Here is a 17,512-nt window from a genome sequence, read left to right on the forward strand (position 1 = left end):
GCTCAACACTGAGTTCCTGGCGCATGGACGAGACATATGTTCGTGTTCGCGGCAAGTGGATGTACCTCTATCGGGCTGTCGACAAAGTTGGGAACACCCTTGATTTCATGCTGTCTGAGCGGAGAAATCGACCAGCAGCATCCAGGTTCTTCGCCAAAGCACTGTCTTCCAATGGAATTCCAAACAAGATCGTCATTGACAAAAGTGGAGCCAACGCGGCGGGCATTCGAGAAGTGAACAAAATCCTCAATCGATTTGGCTGCCCAGCCAAAATCCAAACGGTCAGGTCAAAGTATTTGAATAACATGATTGAGCAGGACCATCGGTTCATAAAGCGTCGCGTCCGGCACATGTGCGGGTTCAAATCGTTCAGATCCGCCTCGGCCACTCTGGATGGCATCGAGGTCGCTAACATGATCCGAAAGCGCCAATTCCCCGGCCCTACGACCTCAGGCTTTCAACTATTTGCTCAGATCGCAGGATAAGTGTGTCCGGTGTATTGCAGCCTCTGGACTGCCGAAAAGTTTGCGACACAACCCTGATTTTGCTCAACTTTCTGAAGCGAGCGTCCAGCAATTAAAGGCACAGTGACAACGGCCTTCGGATACTGTGCGCCTTTGAAAGAGATCATGAGCTGGCTTTCGACTTGATATGGCCGGTGGTCATTCACGCGCTAACTCTACCAGCGTCAAGGGTCAAAACTTTGCAACGGAACCACGCTCTAGTCCATCCACTTTTGAAGTTGTGCCAGACACAACGAAAGGATGTGCCCAGAGAAAGTCTGCCAAAACAGCGTTAACGAACTCTGGCTTGTCCAGATTTGCGATATGACCGGCAGAGGGGATCACCAGATACTTGGCAGATTTGAGCAGGTTGGCCATCTGCTTTGCCTTGGTATGGGTGTTCTTGTTTCGCTCGCCAACCATGACAATCGTCGGCGCAGATAAATTCGGCAACCGCCACCGACCATCATAGTTCAGCGCCGCTCGCATCACCTTGTAGATGTTGGACGCCTTTGCCTTGGCGACGGTGTTTTTGATGTAAATCGCGGCTGCGTCCGACTCTGCTCCCAATTGGGAGGCGGGTAACAAGGACAACAAGCGTGGCGGGATTATTCGTAGGGGCGTAATCGCCGCTTGGCCAAGAAAACGAAGCAGCCTGTTCTGGGTAACTGTCGGAACGGTTTCGATCATTGCCAGATGCGTGATCTTGTCTGGCCAGCGGGCTGCAAGTTCGAGGGCAACCATTCCCCCCAAAGACAGGCCGACAACAGCAAACTGATCAATGCCCCGGTCGCGTAGTTGCGCATGGACAAGCGTAGCCAACTGTTCGACCGACGCAAGCGGCGCAACAGCCCCATGCCCGGCCAAGTTGGGGACAATGACACGATAGGAGTCTCGGAAAGATAAAATCTGAGGAGCCCAAAGATGGTTATCAACGCCAGCACCATGCAGGAACACGATGGCCGGACCACTCCCTTCGTCTATGAGATCAGTCATATTAATCAACTCGTTCTATACCCTGGAGGAAACTTTGGAACGACGTTCGCAGAAGAGTAACACGGATGCCTTCCAGGCAACCCCTAAGGCTTTGTCACCACGGAAAAGAAACGGGGGGCCATGCCGTCTTGGGTTAGTGCCTCAGCGGGTAGGAAGCCCGCGTTCCTGAACATGCCTTCTAGTTCTTTCTCAGCCAGGAACCGAACATAGGGCGCCTTCCCAATTGCGCGCAAAAACGGGATGAGCCAACGCACATACCAAGGGCTTTCGGCCAGAAGCGTCGTTTTCGCAACGAACAATCCGCCTGAAGGTAATGCGGCAAAGACCTCTTCCAGCACAGCCTCCAGATTTGGCAAAAGGTGAAGCACGTTCAAGGCCAACACGACGTCAAACAGACCCACAGGCAGATCCCCTGCCCCTGCAACCGCAAAGCGGAGCTGGTGCGGACCCGTTCCACCGTACTTTTCGTTCGCGATTTCAATCATCTGCTTTGAAAGGTCTGTGCCAAGATAGGAATGCACCCCACCCGCAAGTTCCAACGCCGTTGAGCCGGTCCCGCAACCGAGCTCAAGTACCCGATGATGCGGTTTCAACAGATCCCGAATCCGATCAAGTGTCTGCTCATACCCAGCCATGTCCGAGATTGGGCTTTTGGCGTATTTGGGGGCTGCATTATCCCAAAATGACGTGCTGTCCATTTCATATCCCTTGATATCAGTGGTTTAGGTTAAGAAGGCGATGATGTGCAGAGACTTGAATCTTCCTGTCGAAATGGCTTTATGCCCATTTATGGTCCGACACGTCGATGCACAATTCTCATGTTGATAATGCAAGGCGACTGAGCCCCCAACTTCTTGGCTAGGTCGGGCGAGAAAGCCATTGTCACGATGGCGCTTTGCTCGACCAGTGAATCGCTGCGAATAAAAGTCGTTACGCTCGTGTTTTTCGTAACACGGCCAAACGGAGATCGATCGATGCCGACAAAGCTGCCATGCCAGATGTTTGGTGATTTTTGGGACCAATCTGCGTCTATCTGCCAAATGCCTTCGAACTGATCCAGGGAAAACGGTTTGTTAAAACTTGCCCTGTCGGAATAGAGAGCTTGCCCTTGCGCCCGAGCTTTGATGTCGGCTCGAATTTCGGCCGTGCAACCTTGAACCTCTTGAACGGTGGACCACCCCTGCCAAAGGCCACTTTGCGGCAGGACAAGTTCGGAAGGCGCTTGCTGGGCTGAGAGCTCACCTGCAGAAAGCAGGATTGCTGTGAGAAGTGTGATTGTTTTGGCAGTTCCCCAGTCAATTTTGAAAAACATCTCAGCGAACACCGGCTGGTTTTCGTCATGAGTTTGATTTCGCATCATTTTCTAACCCTTTTCCTGAACTTCGATACGCGTTCGAGTGGCGAAAAATGCGCTACGGACCAAATGATTGACGGGTCGCAGCACTGTTAGACGAAGGCTTTTGGGCTTCTTCCTTAGAAGTGATAGGCAAGACCAAGGCGGAAAACGCCCATGCCGATACCTCTGTCGCTGTCACCGGCGATATCAATTGTATCTCCGGTGGCCGTGTATTCTAGGTTGGCCGAAAACTGATCGCTGATCTGATAAGTCGACCCAATCCCAAACAAGGGGCTAAAATCGCTTTCAGACCTCTGTACGCCAGCCAGCGAAATGTCGTAGTCAAAGTTGGTGGCACCAACGATCGCATATACGGATGCCCGCTTCCATTCGTAGCCCAGATGCGCTTTCACGCCATACTGATCCCCAAATGACAATTTATCCCCGTTTGAGAAAGTCTTGCTTTGGGAGGTTTCATTGTAAAAAGCTTCGCCGCCGACGAACCAGTTTTTGTAGACGTTTTGCTTGTAGCCCACAAAAATCCCGATGTTCCCGTCAGAGGTATCTCTTTCCTGTACGCCACCGCCTTCTTCGGTCAAACCGGCTGATCCAACAATGGCAATGCCACCGTAAAAGCCGTCTCTCAGTTCGTTCGCATTGGCAAGGGATGTGGTTGTCAGAACGGCAATAGCTACCGTTGCAAACAACGCGAAGGGCGTGTGTTTGTTCATAATTTTATCCAGAAGTGTTGAGGTGTGTTGATTAGACCCAGCTAGTTTGGGTCGTCAGGTTGGTACTCGATGAGGTCACCAGGTTGGCATTCGAGTTCGCGGCATATCGCATCCAGTGTCGAGAAGCGCACGGCTTTGGCCTTTCCCGTTTTCAGAACGGATAGATTTGCAATCGTGATGCCGACACGTTCAGAAAGCTCAGAGAGAGACATCTTGCGTTTTGCCAGCATTACATCGAGGTGAACGATCAAACTCATCTGTCAACGTTCCAATCATATTGTCATGTCGGCTTCCTCCTGCAATTTGCTGGCTTTTTCCATGATGGTGCCAACCAAAAGGAAGAAAAGTCCGGCGGTTAACAGGTCTGTCTCGCTCAGGAAGATTAGAGAGATATCCCAATCTGCGAGACCATCGATGACGTCACGGCTGTACAAGTACCAAGATGCAACAGGAGCCAGTGAGGTTTGAAGAGCTGCCATAATAATGAGGGCAACACCTATGTTTACGAAGCACTTGCTATTTCCTTGCGTGAAGTATTGGCTGCCTTTGTAAAGACCAGCCAGCCTCCACATATTGAACAAAGCCCAAAACCACGGAAGGCTGGCAAGTTCGATTAATGTGAACACGACTAACCGATCTGACATAGCAAATTCAGACACTTGCCGAGTCCAAACTTCACCGTTGACTTGCAAGGAAATGGGAAAATCGCTTTGAAAAATATAAACTGTGCTGGCCAGTGACAACACTGCTGTCACGCCGATAAGCACAAACAGGAAGTTAATCATAACGGCCATTTTCATGGTCACGGCTCCTCTATTAGCCAAGTACTCTTGGTCCACCGATGTGTTGGGAGCTTAATAGGGTCTTCGAGGTTTAGGGTCAACGAGTATTATCGAAAAACGATAAATGGTAGCCGTAAAACGGGAAATTGCAGCCAAATTCCGGGCCCATTACCTCTTTGATGCCACCTCGACTGTGTGATTGGCCCAACCGCCCCGAACGTGCCCAGAAGGGGGTTATGAGGAGCACAAAGAGAACGCATGATGCAGTGACCCTTCGCTGTGCGTTGTTTGAACAGCTAAGATGCGGACAAAGTGGGGAGTTGTTTAGCTGTGGCTATTGCTGACGCAGCATTTCTTCGCGCTTGCGACAGTGTCTTTGTCAGGCCATTCTAAATTCACCTAAACTGGACCTTCATCGATTCCCATTTTAGCAAACTCCTAATGGTCGTTCTGCCGCTCGCGGATCATCATTCAAGACGCGGAGCAAGTGTCGCATGACACCAACTCAATTCAATGACGGCCAACCAAGGTAAGGCCGCTTCTTAAGACAGCCAGTCGGTCGATCAGAGCGCTACGCTTCTCTTCAAGATTTGATCTAAGGCGTTCGATTTGCTCGAGTTTTTCGGTTAGCTTTTCGATTCCATCTTCACATGGGCCATCACTGCCGTCCGCGAGGCAGGCGTTCATGGAATGAATCTCACGCGTAGAAAAGCCTGCTGCGATGAAATCTCGGATGCGGCTGGCGCGTCGCAAATCCGCTTCTGTGTAGCTGCAATAGCCGTTAGGCGTTCGCCCGACATCCATCAAGCCCTCACTCTCATAGTGGCGCAAAATGCGCTGCGTGATCCCCAGTCGACTGGCTGCTTCTTTGGCCTGCATGGCATGTCCTTTACTTGCCTCATCTAAATAGGTGTTCAACATTTTGGTGAATTCAACCCGGGTGGACAATTCTGACCACCCGGATCAAGACAGATCAGGTGCGCAGAGACCATCCACCATCAATCGTCAGGACTTGTCCCGTCAGCCATTCGTTCTGGGGGCTTCCAAGGCGCAAAATCCATGGAACGATATCAGCCGTGACGCCTCGGCGCCCCAAGGGGATCTGCGCGGCTTCTTGCTGTTCGATCTGTTTGGCCATCTCATCTGGCAGCCCCATCATTCCGGTCAGGGCACCGCTCTTAACGGGACCTGGCGCGATGGCGTTCACGCGAATGCCGTCGCCCGCAAGTTCCATGGCCCAGGACATGGTCAGATTTTCTAAAGCCGCCTTGGTTGCCCCATAATGGGCAAATATCGGAGGGTTCCGTTGCAAAGTTTGAGGTTGTTCGGAATCCCGCTTTTGTGCCTATGGGTTAGGCCGCCAGGTCTGCGAACTGTAGAAATGGACAGAGTCCGGGCGTGAATTGACCTTTGCGGATCATGTGCGCGACTTCGATACCTGAAAGAGTTGCGGATGCAGATTCAAAGGACTTGAAGCCCAGCATAGGGCGGGTTCGTCTTTTGATGAACCTGTGATCTTGTTCCACGATGTTATTTAGGTATTTCCGCCTCACCATCTCGACCGGGATTGGGCAGCCAAACCCCTTTAACATCTTGTTGATGGCCTTGATCCCTGCGGTATTGGCGCCGCTTTTGTCGATTACAACCTTTCGCGGAAGGCCGTTGACCTCCAGCATCCGGGCAAAGAACTTTGTAGCAGCTGGTTTATTGCGCCGCTCAGACAGCATGAAGTCAAGTGTTTTCCTGTGTTTGTCGACGGCGCGGTAGAGATAGACCCACGTTCCCTTCACTTTGATGTATGTCTCGTCCATTCTCCAGGAGCGGTCGCATGGTCCTTTGCGTCTACGCGCGGATTCAGCAATAGCGCCAGCGTATCGCGTGACCCAACGGTTCAGCGTCGTGTGATCTACTGCAACGCCACGCTCGGACATGATTTCTTCAAGATCACGGTACGACACGCCGTATCGGACGTAAAAGAAAACCGCGTGTAAGATCACGTCTTTCGGACAATGTGCGCCCTTAAATGAAATCGCCACTGTTTGCTCCTGTCATGTTCTAGTGCGCGCTACCAGAAATACACTCGAACGGACAGGTAGGGGCGAAGTTTGCGACAGAACCCCTATCCGGACGCCGCTCATGAGGCCGGTTTGGAGTTCGCGGATCGTCTGTTTGGAAGCGGTGATTTTGGCGATACCTGGGACTATCTGACCGTGTTCCACAACGACACAGACAACCCCCATGTCCACATAGTTGTGAACAACCGAGGCGTCGAGCATGGTCAGTGGCTCGCTATGGGCATGAGCAGCGACATGAACATCGACGTTCAGCGCGCCATCCAGGTAGAGGTTGCCGAAGGATACGGCATCGAGCTGACCGCAACGACCCGCCTTGAGCGCGGTTTGCGGCAGGAAGTCGAGACCGATACGTGGAAAGTTCAGGCCGGACTGTCGGTTGTTGAAAGCACTCCGGAGGTTGAAGTTAAGGCCCGCGACATGGCCGGTGATGTGATGACCCTCTCCATCGCAAGAATGTCGGATCTGTTTGATGAGCGCGCCAACGTCGTCAAAGACCGGATCGAAGAGTTTGCCATCCAACTCGTTGAAGGAGAGGAGCCCATGGTTTCGCGAATGGAATACCTATTGGATCAGGCCCATCATTTTGATGATTACGGCGCGCCGGGAGACCCGTCTTACGTGTCGCCCGAAGTTATGAGCAACCTGCGGCGACACATCGAAACAGGCGGTTCTGAGGAAACAATCTCGCCAGAGCTGAAGGCTCAGGTTGTTGCCCATATCAGCGACGTTCGGGACAACGAACAGAGCCACCCATATCTGTCGGCCCTTGCTGACATTGTCGATGACAAGGCGTTCCAGGCGTCCGCTGATTATGCCCCGGCAGCCCGCCGCTACGAGGTTTATATGCAGGACACCTTGGGCGAGGGGGTCTATGAGGACTTCCAGACGCAGACCAAGGAATTGCTGCAGTCCATCGACAAGATGGAAGGGCTGGCCCGTGAGGTTGACGACCCTCATCTGCGTGTCGCTATGGATATTCAAATTGGCGAGCTGAAGGGCGACGTTGCGGATCTGCGCACCAACGATCCGGACCTTCAAGCCTTCATCATTGAGGACCGCCGCTATTCAACGATGATGGGAATGGGCACCGCCGAAATGGATACCCTCGATTGTCCAGAGGCTGACAAGTGGGCGGCGATCCGCAAGGAAGTCACCGACACAGCCAGCAGCTACGGCCTCGATGGCGAGGCGTTTGTTGCCCGATTTGGCGACCATCACAACGTCACATTGGGTACAACAATGGGATGGCGCAGCGACGATATCTCGACCGCAGCGGCGCATTTCCAGGAGCAAGGTTTGTCGGACAGCTGTGAGCGCGCTGAAGCCGTTGTTGACGAGCTGCACCAGCTTGCGTCTTCCAGGATCATCGCCATCTCCGAAGAACTCTCAGAGGTTCACGCCCACGCAACGCACCTGCTCTTGCAAGGGCGCGGCGACGATGACGGACACAGCATATAAGGACTTCACCCGGTCTGCCTAATGAGCGCGCCAACGCCATCTGCAGAACCATCACAGAGTTTTCCTTCAACTCATAAAGGAAAAACTATGGTTTCGCGTACAGACTATCTTTTGAACGAAGTCGAACACTTCGCACCCTATGCCAAATTTAATCAATCCGCCCCGCGTGAAGATCGCGTTTCAGAGCAGATCGACATCATCAAGAAAGAGCAGCAGGCGATGGGCTATGATCGTGCTGCTATCGCTTCAAACAGCTTCGATATCGAGGACCAGGCCAACCGCCGCGTTGACGAACATACCGCGCAGCACGATCTGGTCGAAGAACTGAAAACCGAATTGGAGGCTGCGGAGAGTTCAGGGGAGCCGGTTGATGCGAACGATATGCGGGCATTGGTTTCTCAGCATATGAGTGATGCTCAGGAATACGATCTGTATCACCCTTACTATTCGTCCCTTGCGGATCTGAGTGGTGACAAGGATTTTCAGGAGTCCGACGACTACCAGTCGCCCGGTGATCGCTATGTTCAGTATATGCAATCCGCTTTGGGGGAGGCCATCTTTGAGAACTACGAGCAGCAGACCAAGGACATCGTGAACTCCATCGAGAACATGGAGGCTCTTGCACGAGAGGTCGAAGATCCGCACTTGCGTGCCGCAATGGACGTTCAGATCGGGGAGTTGAAAGGCGATGTTGCCGAACTGCGCCCATATGACACCGACCTGCAGGCATACACTTTGGCTGATGACAGCTACACCACATCCATGAATGCGGCCGAGTTGGACAACCTGGACCCCACGGAAGCCGAAAAATGGCTGGCTGTGCGTGATGACATTGTGGCGACCGCGCACAGCTTCGGTCTCGACGGAAGCAAGTTCCTGGCCCGCTACAACGATCATGACAGCGTTTCAATCGGCACAACGGCGACTTGGAAAGACGCGGACATTTCCACCGCTGCTGCTCACTTCAACAGCCAGGGCGTTCCGGACAGCTAAGCGCGCGCCGAGGCCGTTGTTGGTGAGCTGCACCAGGTTTCGTCCAGCAAGATTGCCGCCGTGGTTCACGAGATTACACTCACCCGCGAGCAGGCGACCCACATCCATGAAGATGATGGTCACAGCCTGTAGCCAAGGGGCGGACCATTGCCGCCAGTTCTCTAAAACTACAAACGTTGAACCTAGTTGCTTCTCCATACTTGCCCATCGAATAAACACATACGAGCTTGCAACAGGTATCGTTTGCGCCGAGAAGAAGCGAATGACCCAAGAAAAAGCGCGCAAGAAAAAGTTCACAAGGATCATTCTGGGGTATCCACTCGCTTTGTTCGTAGTGGCACTGGCGGCAAATGTCATAATTTTTGGTGTAAACCCGGTAACCGTGTCACCACCGTCGACTTCGATTGTCGGCGTGTTGGTTGTCAGTGCGTTGCTGCTTCTCTTGAACCACACCTGGTTAATGACGAGCACCGAACTTACGCGCCTCAAGTACAATATGCACGCGACACCTGAGGAGTGGGAGGCAAGCATACATCGGCAGTGCGACGTGCCGGACCAAGGGTTTCAGGAGATAGAAAGGCGCCACAACGCGCATGCTAACGCGACGGAGAACACCGTTCACTTCGTTTTTTTGGCGTTGTTATTGAGCGTCATATCTCCCACGACGCTTGCGGCACAAGTTTGGATTATCGGGTTTGCAGTCGGGCGGCTGGCCCATGCGTTTTTCTATCTTAGCGGCAAAGATGGAGCCCGTGGCATCGCCATGAGCATCAGTCTGGTTTCGCTTTATGGTTTAGCCAGCTATCTCGCGGTTAGCGTCGTCATTTAAGGTATCAGCTAATCCGACAAGGGATAGAATTGCATCTCCGGAACCCTCGCCAAGCTGTTCAAAAGTGGCTGGTCTTGGAAACACTGCCATTCGGCGCATCGCGCTTGAACTGGTAAGAAGCGGACTCAGCCGCCATTGCTCTTGCTGGTGCTTGCTGACGCAGCATCTGCTCGCATGTGCAGCGCGGGATTTGCAGCAACGCAGCGGATTTCACCGAACCAGACATTGCCCCGCGCTGATCCGGCTGGATTTTAAACCGCCCTTTCGCCGCAAGCGGTTTCGACAATCGAGATGCGGACGTTGCGATCTATCGCTGCATTTGCACTAAGGTCCGCTCTGACTAGGTTTCAAATCGAGAGCGCAAGTTCGTAAGAGCATCCAAGACCGCTGTCCGATCTGCTTTGTAGAAAACCCAATTCTTAATTTGCCGAGATGTTACCAGCTTCGCATCAGCCAAGGTGCGGAGATGGTTGGTTACCGTCGGTTGCGACAGTCCAATTTTATCAGTGATCGCGCCAACGCAGACACCATCATCGACGAGATCCCCGTCACGCTGTGCTGGAAAATGGGCCGTGGGGTCCAAGAGCCATTCCAGCATTTGCATACGCTTTTCATTGGCAAGTGCACGTAGAACGCTTTGCGTTGACACAGTCTGGTCATCCATATAGCAAGTTACCTATATTGCCTCTTCTCGATACGCATCTGTTTGCCAAATGCCCACGATGCGGAAAACCCTTGTGTACTGGATACCAGATGATCGCACGCGATGTATGTCTCATTATTTTGACCACGTTGATCTGGGGGTTCAACTTTGTTGTGATAAAATGGGGTGTCCAAGATGTCAGCGCCCCAGTGATGACAGCATTACGGTTCGCCCTCGTTGCAATCCCCTTGGTGTTTTTTGTGAAACGGCCAAACACGCCACTCACTGTCATCGCGTCATATGGCCTCCTTTTTGGATGCGGCATCTGGGGTTTGGTCAACTTCGCGATTTCACTTGGGACACCAGCAGGGCAGGCTTCATTACTGCTACAATCGAGCGCCTTTATGACAGTTGTGGCCGGTGCTGTTTTCTTCTCAGAAGCGATCTCGGTGCAAAAGCTGATTGGTATACTTATCGCTCTTGTTGGCTTCATTCTGATTACCCAAGGCGGCATCGTAGAAAATTCGGTTTGGGGTGTCGCGCTTGTGTTGTTTGCCGGTCTGTCTTGGACGCTCTGTAATGTCATTGTACGTATTCACAAACCAGCAGACATTCTAAGTTTCATCGTCTGGTCCAGTCTGTTTGTCCCAATTCCAATCCTGTTTTACCTCGCCTTGTTCACATCTGAATTTAGCGATGGCCTCAGTCAGCTTGGCTGGCGCGGGCTGGTATCCATCGTGTTTCAAGCCTGCGTTACAACCATTATTGGCTATGGTATCTGGACCAGAATGATCACTAAATACGGGCTTGCAGCAGTTTCGCCTTATTCATTACTGGTGCCTGTATCAGGCTTGATGTTTGGTTGGGTGTTCTATGGTGAGACCGCAAAACCTCTCGAACTTATCGGGTCTGCTTTGGTTCTGGTTGGGCTAGCTGTCATGTCCGGAGCACTTTCAAAAATCTTGAGACCGCTCAAATTGAACACTCAGTCGTCGTCCCAGAAATCATAAAACCGACGTTCGAGAACAGCGCAGAATGCGGTACTTTGGGCTCACACCCCGGTTTCGCCGCCCAGAGCGCGAACTGCGGCTCCTGATTTGCCAACGAGGGGTCGAGTTCGGCTCAGTGCAGAATAGGGCGGTAAGCTATTTTCGATGCACTATCGAGCGTCTCACTAGCCCTTAAATGTTATGAGAATCCAACAACGTGACATCGAAAGAGACATGATTTTGATTGTTCTCAAAATCTACACTCATTGAGACACGACCATCAAAGCGGGGTCGTTTGAGGGAGGGGCGAAATAACACTCCAAGCCCCTTGGTTTGTGAGCAGCCGTTCATAGATCACGCCGCGAAATCTGTCTCTGAGCCCAAACTGCAAGATGTTGCAACATTCCCTAACGTCTGCTTCAGGAAGTCTGGTCAAAGCAGCGGATTCATCTAACAGCTTGTGAAATTTAGGCAATTGGACGACAAATGTTCCAACCAAAATCGCATCCAAGCAGGTTTAGATGAATACGACGCCCGAGTTCGACCGGATTTCAGAAAGTACGCCATTGGAGAGCATTACGTTTGTCAAACGCTTGGCTATTGCTCGGCTGTGCGTTCTCTGCATTGGTCTATTCGCTGCATTGTTTGAGCTAGTCGGATTCGTCGAATGGCCCCGCTATTTTGACAGTGCCATGGTCATTGCCGCACTTTGGATTGGATGGTCACCAAAGGGTGAAGGCATTGAGCCCATTTGGAAAGCAATGGGTGTTGCTGGTCGCTGGGCGGCTTTAGCACTTGGCACTGGGATATGCATAGGTCTCTTTGTTTCAGGCGGAAACCACTTCTATTCGCTTACCAGCGAGGTGTTCGTAGTTGTGCTAATGATGTTCTTGGCATCTGGGCATATCGGCGTAATCCTGAATGCGTCACGTGCTGCACGCTACCGGCAGATACAAAAGTATGTGCGCAAACTACCGAGATCTGAGCGCTATCAAGCAAGAAAAAACCTGTTGATGGACTTTGACGCACTGGTCGCAGAGGGATTTGACTAAGTAAATTTCCTTACCGCCCTATTCTGCACTCAGCCGGAGTCGACCCCAACGACCGTGCATTGAGCGACATGACACAAGATCAATGCCTTGGATCGCCGCGCCGATGACCGGTCTCGATCAGCGTGATACATCGGCGTTGCCGCGCGAGCGTTAGGCCGTTCTGAGCCCAATTTAACGGATGCTGCGCTTGGCATGAATGTCTGCAATCGCGACAAGTGCAGTCCGACACACAGGCTAAAGGCCATATTGATGCTGCGACCGTTTTGCTGGAAGCGACGCAACATTCATGACCTTCACTGACTATCTCTAAATGTTACGTGATCTATTGCGCAGCCATTCCAAAAGTAGGACTGCATTCTCGTCGAGCGGTACTTGGGATGGGTGCAGGACGCCATACCGGGACCCGTCTGGATCAAAGCCCAATGGAGCGGTCAGGCGTTCGCGGTTAATATCATCCAGTGCGACGATATGCGGGACAAGACCAACTCCAAGTCCGCTGGATGCAGCTTCGACCATTAGAAAATGGTGGTCGAACATTCGGCGCTCGCGCGGACGCGGCGCGTCTGGATTCCGGCGGAGCCAATCATCCCAAGCGTCTGGCCGTGTGTTTGAGCCAAGTGCGATGTAATCACCTTGCTCAAAGTCTGAAAACATGTCGGGCGACATTACCGGTCCGATTGTTTCGTCAAACAGTGGCACGACCGACCATCCATCGACGATTGCAAAATCCAAACGCCGCAAAGCCAATGTTGCCCGGTTTTGTTTTGAATCTACCGGCCCACCACCTACGGAAAGATGCACGGCAATCTCCGGATGGGTATCTTGAAACTCGCTCAGACGAGGTATCAGCCAACGCATGGCGACCGAGCGTTCGCAGGACAAGAGTATGGCTCCCGTGTCAGTCGCCTGTGACTCGCGAATTGAGACGATAGTGCGGGATAAATCATCGAAGCTCCGACGACAAACCTCTGCGAGCCGATCCCCGGCTGCCGTCAAACGTAACCCGCGCCCGCTTCGCTCGAATAACGGCGTTCCGACCATGTCTGCGAGCCGGTTGATGCGACGGCTTACTGCCGCATGAGTCAGGGACAGCTCATCGGCTGCGCTGCGAACAGTGCCGCATTGTGCTGTTGTCTCGAAGGCACGCAAATCGTCGAGGTAAGGAATATCTGATCTCTTCATTGGTAATGATATATCACCAATAATGGTGCGAAACCATTACTATTCCGAATCTTTGTTATCGTCATAATCACCGATATGACTATGAACACTCCTCCCCGTGTCGGTATCTTGGCCGATGACTTGACCAGCGCCGCAGACGGGGCCGGTCCTTTCGTCGATCGGGGGCTATCTGCACGTGTTGGCCGATCCTGCCTCCCAATGGTAAATGCCGATGTTTTTGCAATCGACACGCGCTCTCGATCTGTTGGCCAAAGGGCAGCGATTGAAACGACACAAAAGTTCACAACGTCGCTGAAGAACGCAGAAATTCTATATAAGACGGTGGACTCAACACTTCGCGGCCATGTTCGGGCTGAAATCGGCGCTGCCCTCAAAGCAAGTGGTCGGAAAAAACTGGTGTTTGCACCCGCGTTCCCTGAAGCGGGCCGGACAACTCGGAACGGCATTCAATTGGTTGATGGCATTCCCGTAGATCAAAGTGCTTATGCCCGTGATCCGGTTCACCCAACGACGACCTCGGCATTGGCTGATCTTGTACCTTCTAACGCCCGCTCTGCCTTTCTGCTGGATGCATAAACGCAGGATGATCTGGATATGCAGATTGCGGCAATTTCCAATCCGCACGACGTACTCTGGGTCGGATCACCTGGGACGGGACGTGCCTTGGCTGCGCGTATTTCCGACGAACGTCCGCCAACGGTTCCGACAACATCGCGCAAAGTTTTGATCGTTGTCGGAAGTGCCAACGCCGTAAGCCACAAACAATGCGATTTGGTTGAAAAAGTTTCGGGCATTACGGTCCTAAGAGCGTCTATCGCGCGGACGAAGGATAGCTCAGGCACGCTTCATAGACTGGTACAGGCCGCGATCAGCGCATTGGAAACCGAAGAATATGGTTCAGTAATCGCAACAGGCGGCGACACAATGGAAGCTATTCTCGATGGCCTCGGCATCCACTGTTTTAAGCTGAGTGGCGAAGTCGAAGCGGGATTCCCGGTAGGACTATCCAGTCACGGTGGTCGGCCACTCATTCTTGCCATGAAGGCGGGCGGGTTCGGAACAGCGGATACACTCGCAAATGCCGCCAAACACCTCATTAAATTCAAGGAACCTACCGTATGATTAAGCCCCCTCTTATCGTCACGATGGGCGACCCTTCCGGTATCGGGCCGGAGATTGTTGCCACGGCACTTGCCCATGGAAACATTAATACTTGCGTTGTGGCAGGATCAGTAGCCGTGATGCGCGAAGCAATTCTGTCCCTTGGTCTCGATCTGAAAATTGAAGAATTATCAAAGATCGAACAGGCGACAGGTCGAAAAGGCTGCATTGAGGTTCTGGAGACCGGCGGCGATGGTCCCTTTCCTGTAGGCGAAGTCTCGCCAGCCAGTGGGCGTGCAGCATACGATGCTATCGTGGCTGCGATCAAACTTGCCAAAGACGGTCGCGCCGCTGGCATTGTAACCGCGCCGATCCACAAAGAAGCGCTTTCCGCCGCTGGTGTTAAGTTCCCCGGACATACGGAAATGCTCGCTGAAATTGGGGGGGCTGACCGCGTGGCAATGATGCTTGCCAATGAAGAGGTCCGTACCGTCCTTGTAACAGTCCATTGCTCGCTGCGTGATGCAATCGACCGGGCGGATCATGCGGCACAGATGTCCGCCATTCGACTGGCTCATGAAGGGTGTCGGGCGCTCGGCATTGAAAAACCACGCGTGGCCGTTGCGGGACTCAACCCGCATGCCGGTGAGGGCGGATTATTCGGGCGTGAAGAAATTGAAATTATCGCGCCCGCGATTAAGGCTGCCTGTGATGAGGGAATTGACGCAAGCGGCCCTTGGCCCAGCGATACGGTCTTCATGCAGGCCCGCCGTGATCGCTTTGATGTGGTCGTGGCCCAATACCACGATCAAGGTCTTATTCCCGTCAAATATCTCGGCGTCGAAAAAGGCGTCAACATCACGCTTGGTCTGCCTTTCGTACGAACATCGCCTGATCACGGCACCGCTTTTGATATCGCAGGCAAAGGCATCGCTGATGCCACCAGCCAGTTAACCGCCATCGACTATGCACGTCGCCTCATTGCGACCGACACCAAAAAGAAGGAAACTGCCTGATGGGTCTACGCTTTATTTTCATGCTGACACGCAACGACCGCACTGTAAAAAATGCCGCAAAACATCTTGAAACCGCGCTGTCGCTCGGAGTGCGTCATATCGGTTTCAAGGATATCGGTCTGCCCGTCGATGAGTTAAAAGCTTTGAATGCGACAATCCAAGCGAGCGGGGCCACGTCCTATCTGGAGGTGGTGTCGCTTGATCGTGACAGCGAAGTCATTTCTGCCAAAGCCGCTGTAGAGATCGGCGTCAATATTCTGCTTGGCGGGACGCGTGTTGATGACGTGCTGCGTGTGCTGAAAGGTACGGGTATTGAATACTATCCGTTCCCTGGCCGCATTGTTGGGCATCCAAGCGTTCTGGAAGGATCGGCAGAGGAAATTGCCGCCAGCGCTCGCGATCTCGCGTCACGGGACGGCGTGCATGGCCTTGACCTGCTCGCCTATCGCTCGCCGCTGCCGGATATTCCCAGTTTGATCGCGGCAGTCTGCAAAGCGGCGGGCAAGCCTGTTATCGTTGCGGGGTCCATTGCGGACAAGGATCGCATCGAATTGGTACGGCAAGCCGGAGCAACTGGTTTTACCATCGGCACCGCTGCGCTGGACGGCGAGTACCCTGCCAATGGTACTGGGTTGGAAGCCCAACTCGCGGCCATCGTTCGCGATGTAGCCAATCTCAACGGTCACTTGTCGCCATTCGGGAAAAAGGGTCTCGAAGATGCCTTTGCCAGCTTCTCAGAAACATGGTCGCCCCGCATCGCAGGGCAGGTCAACGATATGCAGATCAAGCTTGCTAAATTCGAGGGCGATTACCCTTGGCATTTCCACGATCACAAAGACGAATTGTTCCTTGTTCATCGGGGACGTCTACTCGTGCGCTTTCGTGATCGTGTGGAAGTTGTCGAAGAAGGTGAGTTTATTGTTGTCCCACACGGCGTGGAACATTGCCCTGTGGCCCTCACGGAAACCTGTGAAGTGGTTCTTTTGGAACCGGCGACAACCATGAATACCGGAGCAACCGAAGATGCCCGCAAAGTGGAGAATTTGGTGTCAGTCTAACTTGAAATCTGAGCATTGGCCCTGCTTACGCAGCCCATTGGAGCGCAATATTTTGGTGAAGCAGGCATTCCGCAATTATTGGTCAATGGCGGTTTTGTCCGCGTCATACCAGTTCAGGCAAGGTGCCGCGAAGGGTCGGTTTTCAACACATCCGGTACTGAAAATTCAATACCACGCTGTTTAGCACCGAGCCTGAATCTGGCCCTACTGTATCAAAAGGGATGTGTCGCAAACTATGGGGTCTAGTTGACGAGCCTGCGTGATCTGAGGTTTGTACTGGTCGAAAAATTTCGAACAGGTTATTTGAGCATGATCTCGTTAAAGGGCTGCCATTTCCCCAAGGATGCAGTTTTGTACGCTGTGTACTTCTATTTGCGGTACACAGTGTCGTATCGGGACTTGGAAGAGATCATGGCCGAACGAGGCGTGCAGGTGGATCACGCTACTCTCAACAGGTGGGTCGTGAAGTATTCGCCAATAATTGCTGCGACAGCGCAATCGAAGAAGCGCTCAACACTGAGTTCCTGGCGCATGGACGAGACATATGTTCGTGTTCGCGGCAAGTGGATGTACCTCTATCTGGCTGTCGACAAAGTTGGGAACACCCTTGATTTCATGCTGTCTGAGCGGAGAAATCGACCAGCAGCATCCAGGTTCTTCGCCAAAGCACTGTCTTCCAATGGAATTCCAAACAAGATCGTCATTGACAAAAGTGGAGCCAACGCGGCGGGCATTCGAGAAGTGAACAAAATCCTCAATCGATTTGGC

At 52.7% G+C, this 17,512-nt stretch carries 22 protein-coding genes; 11 read left to right on the forward strand and 11 right to left on the reverse strand.

What is annotated here, in order from left to right:
* Positions 1-485: IS6 family transposase (locus tag D9K61_RS15825; RefSeq protein ID WP_120634189.1), on the forward strand; the 485-nt coding region annotated here is incomplete at its 5' end.
* 210 nt (positions 486-695) lie between these two features.
* On the opposite strand, the gene D9K61_RS15830 is transcribed toward D9K61_RS15825, so the two are convergent.
* The 9 genes from D9K61_RS15830 to D9K61_RS15870 all read right to left on the reverse strand — a co-directional run bounded on the left by D9K61_RS15830 (position 696) and on the right by D9K61_RS15870 (position 6,384).
* Positions 696-1,499 carry an alpha/beta fold hydrolase gene (locus tag D9K61_RS15830; protein ID WP_120634172.1) on the reverse strand — a complete coding sequence of 268 codons (804 nt, stop codon included), beginning with the start codon at positions 1,497-1,499 and terminating at the stop codon, positions 696-698.
* An 83-nt stretch (positions 1,500-1,582) separates the two neighbouring features.
* On the reverse strand, positions 1,583-2,197 hold the full coding sequence (locus D9K61_RS15835) for a class I SAM-dependent methyltransferase (RefSeq protein WP_120634173.1): 615 nt from the start codon (positions 2,195-2,197) through the stop codon (positions 1,583-1,585).
* Positions 2,198-2,286: 89 nt separating this feature from the next.
* Positions 2,287-2,856 (reverse strand): hypothetical protein, encoded by a 570-nt coding sequence (locus D9K61_RS15840; RefSeq protein ID WP_162946923.1) that lies wholly within the window; start codon positions 2,854-2,856, stop codon positions 2,287-2,289.
* A 116-nt stretch (positions 2,857-2,972) separates the two neighbouring features.
* On the reverse strand, positions 2,973-3,566 hold the full coding sequence (locus tag D9K61_RS15845) for an outer membrane protein (protein ID WP_120634175.1): 594 nt from the start codon (positions 3,564-3,566) through the stop codon (positions 2,973-2,975).
* A 41-nt stretch (positions 3,567-3,607) separates the two neighbouring features.
* On the reverse strand, positions 3,608-3,823 hold the full coding sequence (locus D9K61_RS15850) for a helix-turn-helix transcriptional regulator (protein ID WP_120634176.1): 216 nt from the start codon (positions 3,821-3,823) through the stop codon (positions 3,608-3,610).
* Positions 3,824-3,838: 15 nt separating this feature from the next.
* Positions 3,839-4,366, reverse strand: a complete 528-nt coding sequence (locus D9K61_RS15855; protein ID WP_162946924.1) for a DUF2975 domain-containing protein — start codon at positions 4,364-4,366, stop codon at positions 3,839-3,841.
* Positions 4,367-4,858: 492 nt separating this feature from the next.
* Positions 4,859-5,227, reverse strand: coding sequence for a MerR family transcriptional regulator (locus D9K61_RS15860; RefSeq protein ID WP_216825818.1), 369 nt, complete (start codon positions 5,225-5,227; stop codon positions 4,859-4,861).
* Positions 5,228-5,321: 94 nt separating this feature from the next.
* Positions 5,322-5,660 carry an SDR family NAD(P)-dependent oxidoreductase gene (locus D9K61_RS15865; protein ID WP_216825819.1) on the reverse strand — a complete coding sequence of 113 codons (339 nt, stop codon included), beginning with the start codon at positions 5,658-5,660 and terminating at the stop codon, positions 5,322-5,324.
* A gap of 40 nt (positions 5,661-5,700) precedes the next feature.
* Positions 5,701-6,384, reverse strand: a complete 684-nt coding sequence (locus D9K61_RS15870) for an IS6 family transposase (RefSeq protein ID WP_120634179.1) — start codon at positions 6,382-6,384, stop codon at positions 5,701-5,703.
* A 69-nt stretch (positions 6,385-6,453) separates the two neighbouring features.
* On the opposite strand from D9K61_RS15870, the gene D9K61_RS15875 reads away from it, so the two are divergent.
* The 3 genes from D9K61_RS15875 (at position 6,454) to D9K61_RS27005 (ending at position 9,703) form a co-directional block, all read left to right on the forward strand.
* Entirely contained in the window at positions 6,454-7,881 is a 1,428-nt protein-coding gene (locus D9K61_RS15875) for a relaxase/mobilization nuclease domain-containing protein (RefSeq protein WP_120634180.1), read from the forward strand.
* An 87-nt stretch (positions 7,882-7,968) separates the two neighbouring features.
* Complete coding sequence (locus D9K61_RS27000) at positions 7,969-8,874, forward strand: hypothetical protein (protein ID WP_162946925.1); 906 nt, start codon at positions 7,969-7,971, stop codon at positions 8,872-8,874.
* Positions 8,875-9,136: 262 nt separating this feature from the next.
* Entirely contained in the window at positions 9,137-9,703 is a 567-nt protein-coding gene (locus D9K61_RS27005; protein ID WP_162946926.1) for an MAPEG family protein, read from the forward strand.
* 340 nt (positions 9,704-10,043) lie between these two features.
* Here D9K61_RS27005 and D9K61_RS15890 read toward each other — a convergent pair whose 3' ends face one another.
* Positions 10,044-10,307 carry a helix-turn-helix transcriptional regulator gene (locus D9K61_RS15890; protein ID WP_254055801.1) on the reverse strand — a complete coding sequence of 88 codons (264 nt, stop codon included), beginning with the start codon at positions 10,305-10,307 and terminating at the stop codon, positions 10,044-10,046.
* 17 nt (positions 10,308-10,324) lie between these two features.
* Here D9K61_RS15890 and D9K61_RS15895 point away from each other — a divergent pair, with 17 nt between their 5' ends.
* Positions 10,325-11,356 (forward strand): EamA family transporter, encoded by a 1,032-nt coding sequence (locus tag D9K61_RS15895; RefSeq protein ID WP_216825820.1) that lies wholly within the window; start codon positions 10,325-10,327, stop codon positions 11,354-11,356.
* 500 nt (positions 11,357-11,856) lie between these two features.
* A complete protein-coding gene (locus tag D9K61_RS15900) occupies positions 11,857-12,387 on the forward strand; it encodes a hypothetical protein (RefSeq protein ID WP_120634185.1) in 531 nt (176 codons plus the stop codon).
* A gap of 306 nt (positions 12,388-12,693) precedes the next feature.
* Here D9K61_RS15900 and D9K61_RS15905 read toward each other — a convergent pair whose 3' ends face one another.
* Entirely contained in the window at positions 12,694-13,569 is an 876-nt protein-coding gene (locus tag D9K61_RS15905) for a LysR family transcriptional regulator (RefSeq protein WP_120634186.1), read from the reverse strand.
* An 81-nt stretch (positions 13,570-13,650) separates the two neighbouring features.
* Between D9K61_RS15905 and D9K61_RS27325 the strand changes: the two genes are divergently transcribed.
* The 5 genes from D9K61_RS27325 to D9K61_RS15930 form a co-directional block, all read left to right on the forward strand.
* Positions 13,651-14,145, forward strand: a complete 495-nt coding sequence (locus D9K61_RS27325; protein ID WP_216825821.1) for a four-carbon acid sugar kinase family protein — start codon at positions 13,651-13,653, stop codon at positions 14,143-14,145.
* A gap of 18 nt (positions 14,146-14,163) precedes the next feature.
* Complete coding sequence (locus D9K61_RS27330) at positions 14,164-14,691, forward strand: nucleotide-binding domain containing protein (RefSeq protein WP_216825822.1); 528 nt, start codon at positions 14,164-14,166, stop codon at positions 14,689-14,691.
* Positions 14,688-15,686: a 4-hydroxythreonine-4-phosphate dehydrogenase PdxA gene (gene pdxA, locus D9K61_RS15915; RefSeq protein WP_120634187.1), complete on the forward strand. Its 999-nt coding sequence runs from the start codon at positions 14,688-14,690 to the stop codon at positions 15,684-15,686. Before D9K61_RS27330 ends, pdxA begins: the two co-directional genes overlap by 4 nt.
* A complete protein-coding gene (locus D9K61_RS27175) occupies positions 15,686-16,744 on the forward strand; it encodes a cupin domain-containing protein (RefSeq protein WP_174235108.1) in 1,059 nt (352 codons plus the stop codon). The genes pdxA and D9K61_RS27175 overlap by 1 nt, the downstream gene beginning before the upstream one ends.
* 309 nt (positions 16,745-17,053) lie before the next feature.
* Positions 17,054-17,512 (forward strand): IS6 family transposase (locus D9K61_RS15930; protein WP_120634188.1); only part of this gene is annotated, 459 nt, incomplete at its 3' end.

Source organism: Ruegeria sp. EL01 (assembly GCF_900313035.1).
In the GTDB taxonomy this organism is placed as follows: Bacteria; Pseudomonadota; Alphaproteobacteria; order Rhodobacterales; family Rhodobacteraceae; genus Ruegeria.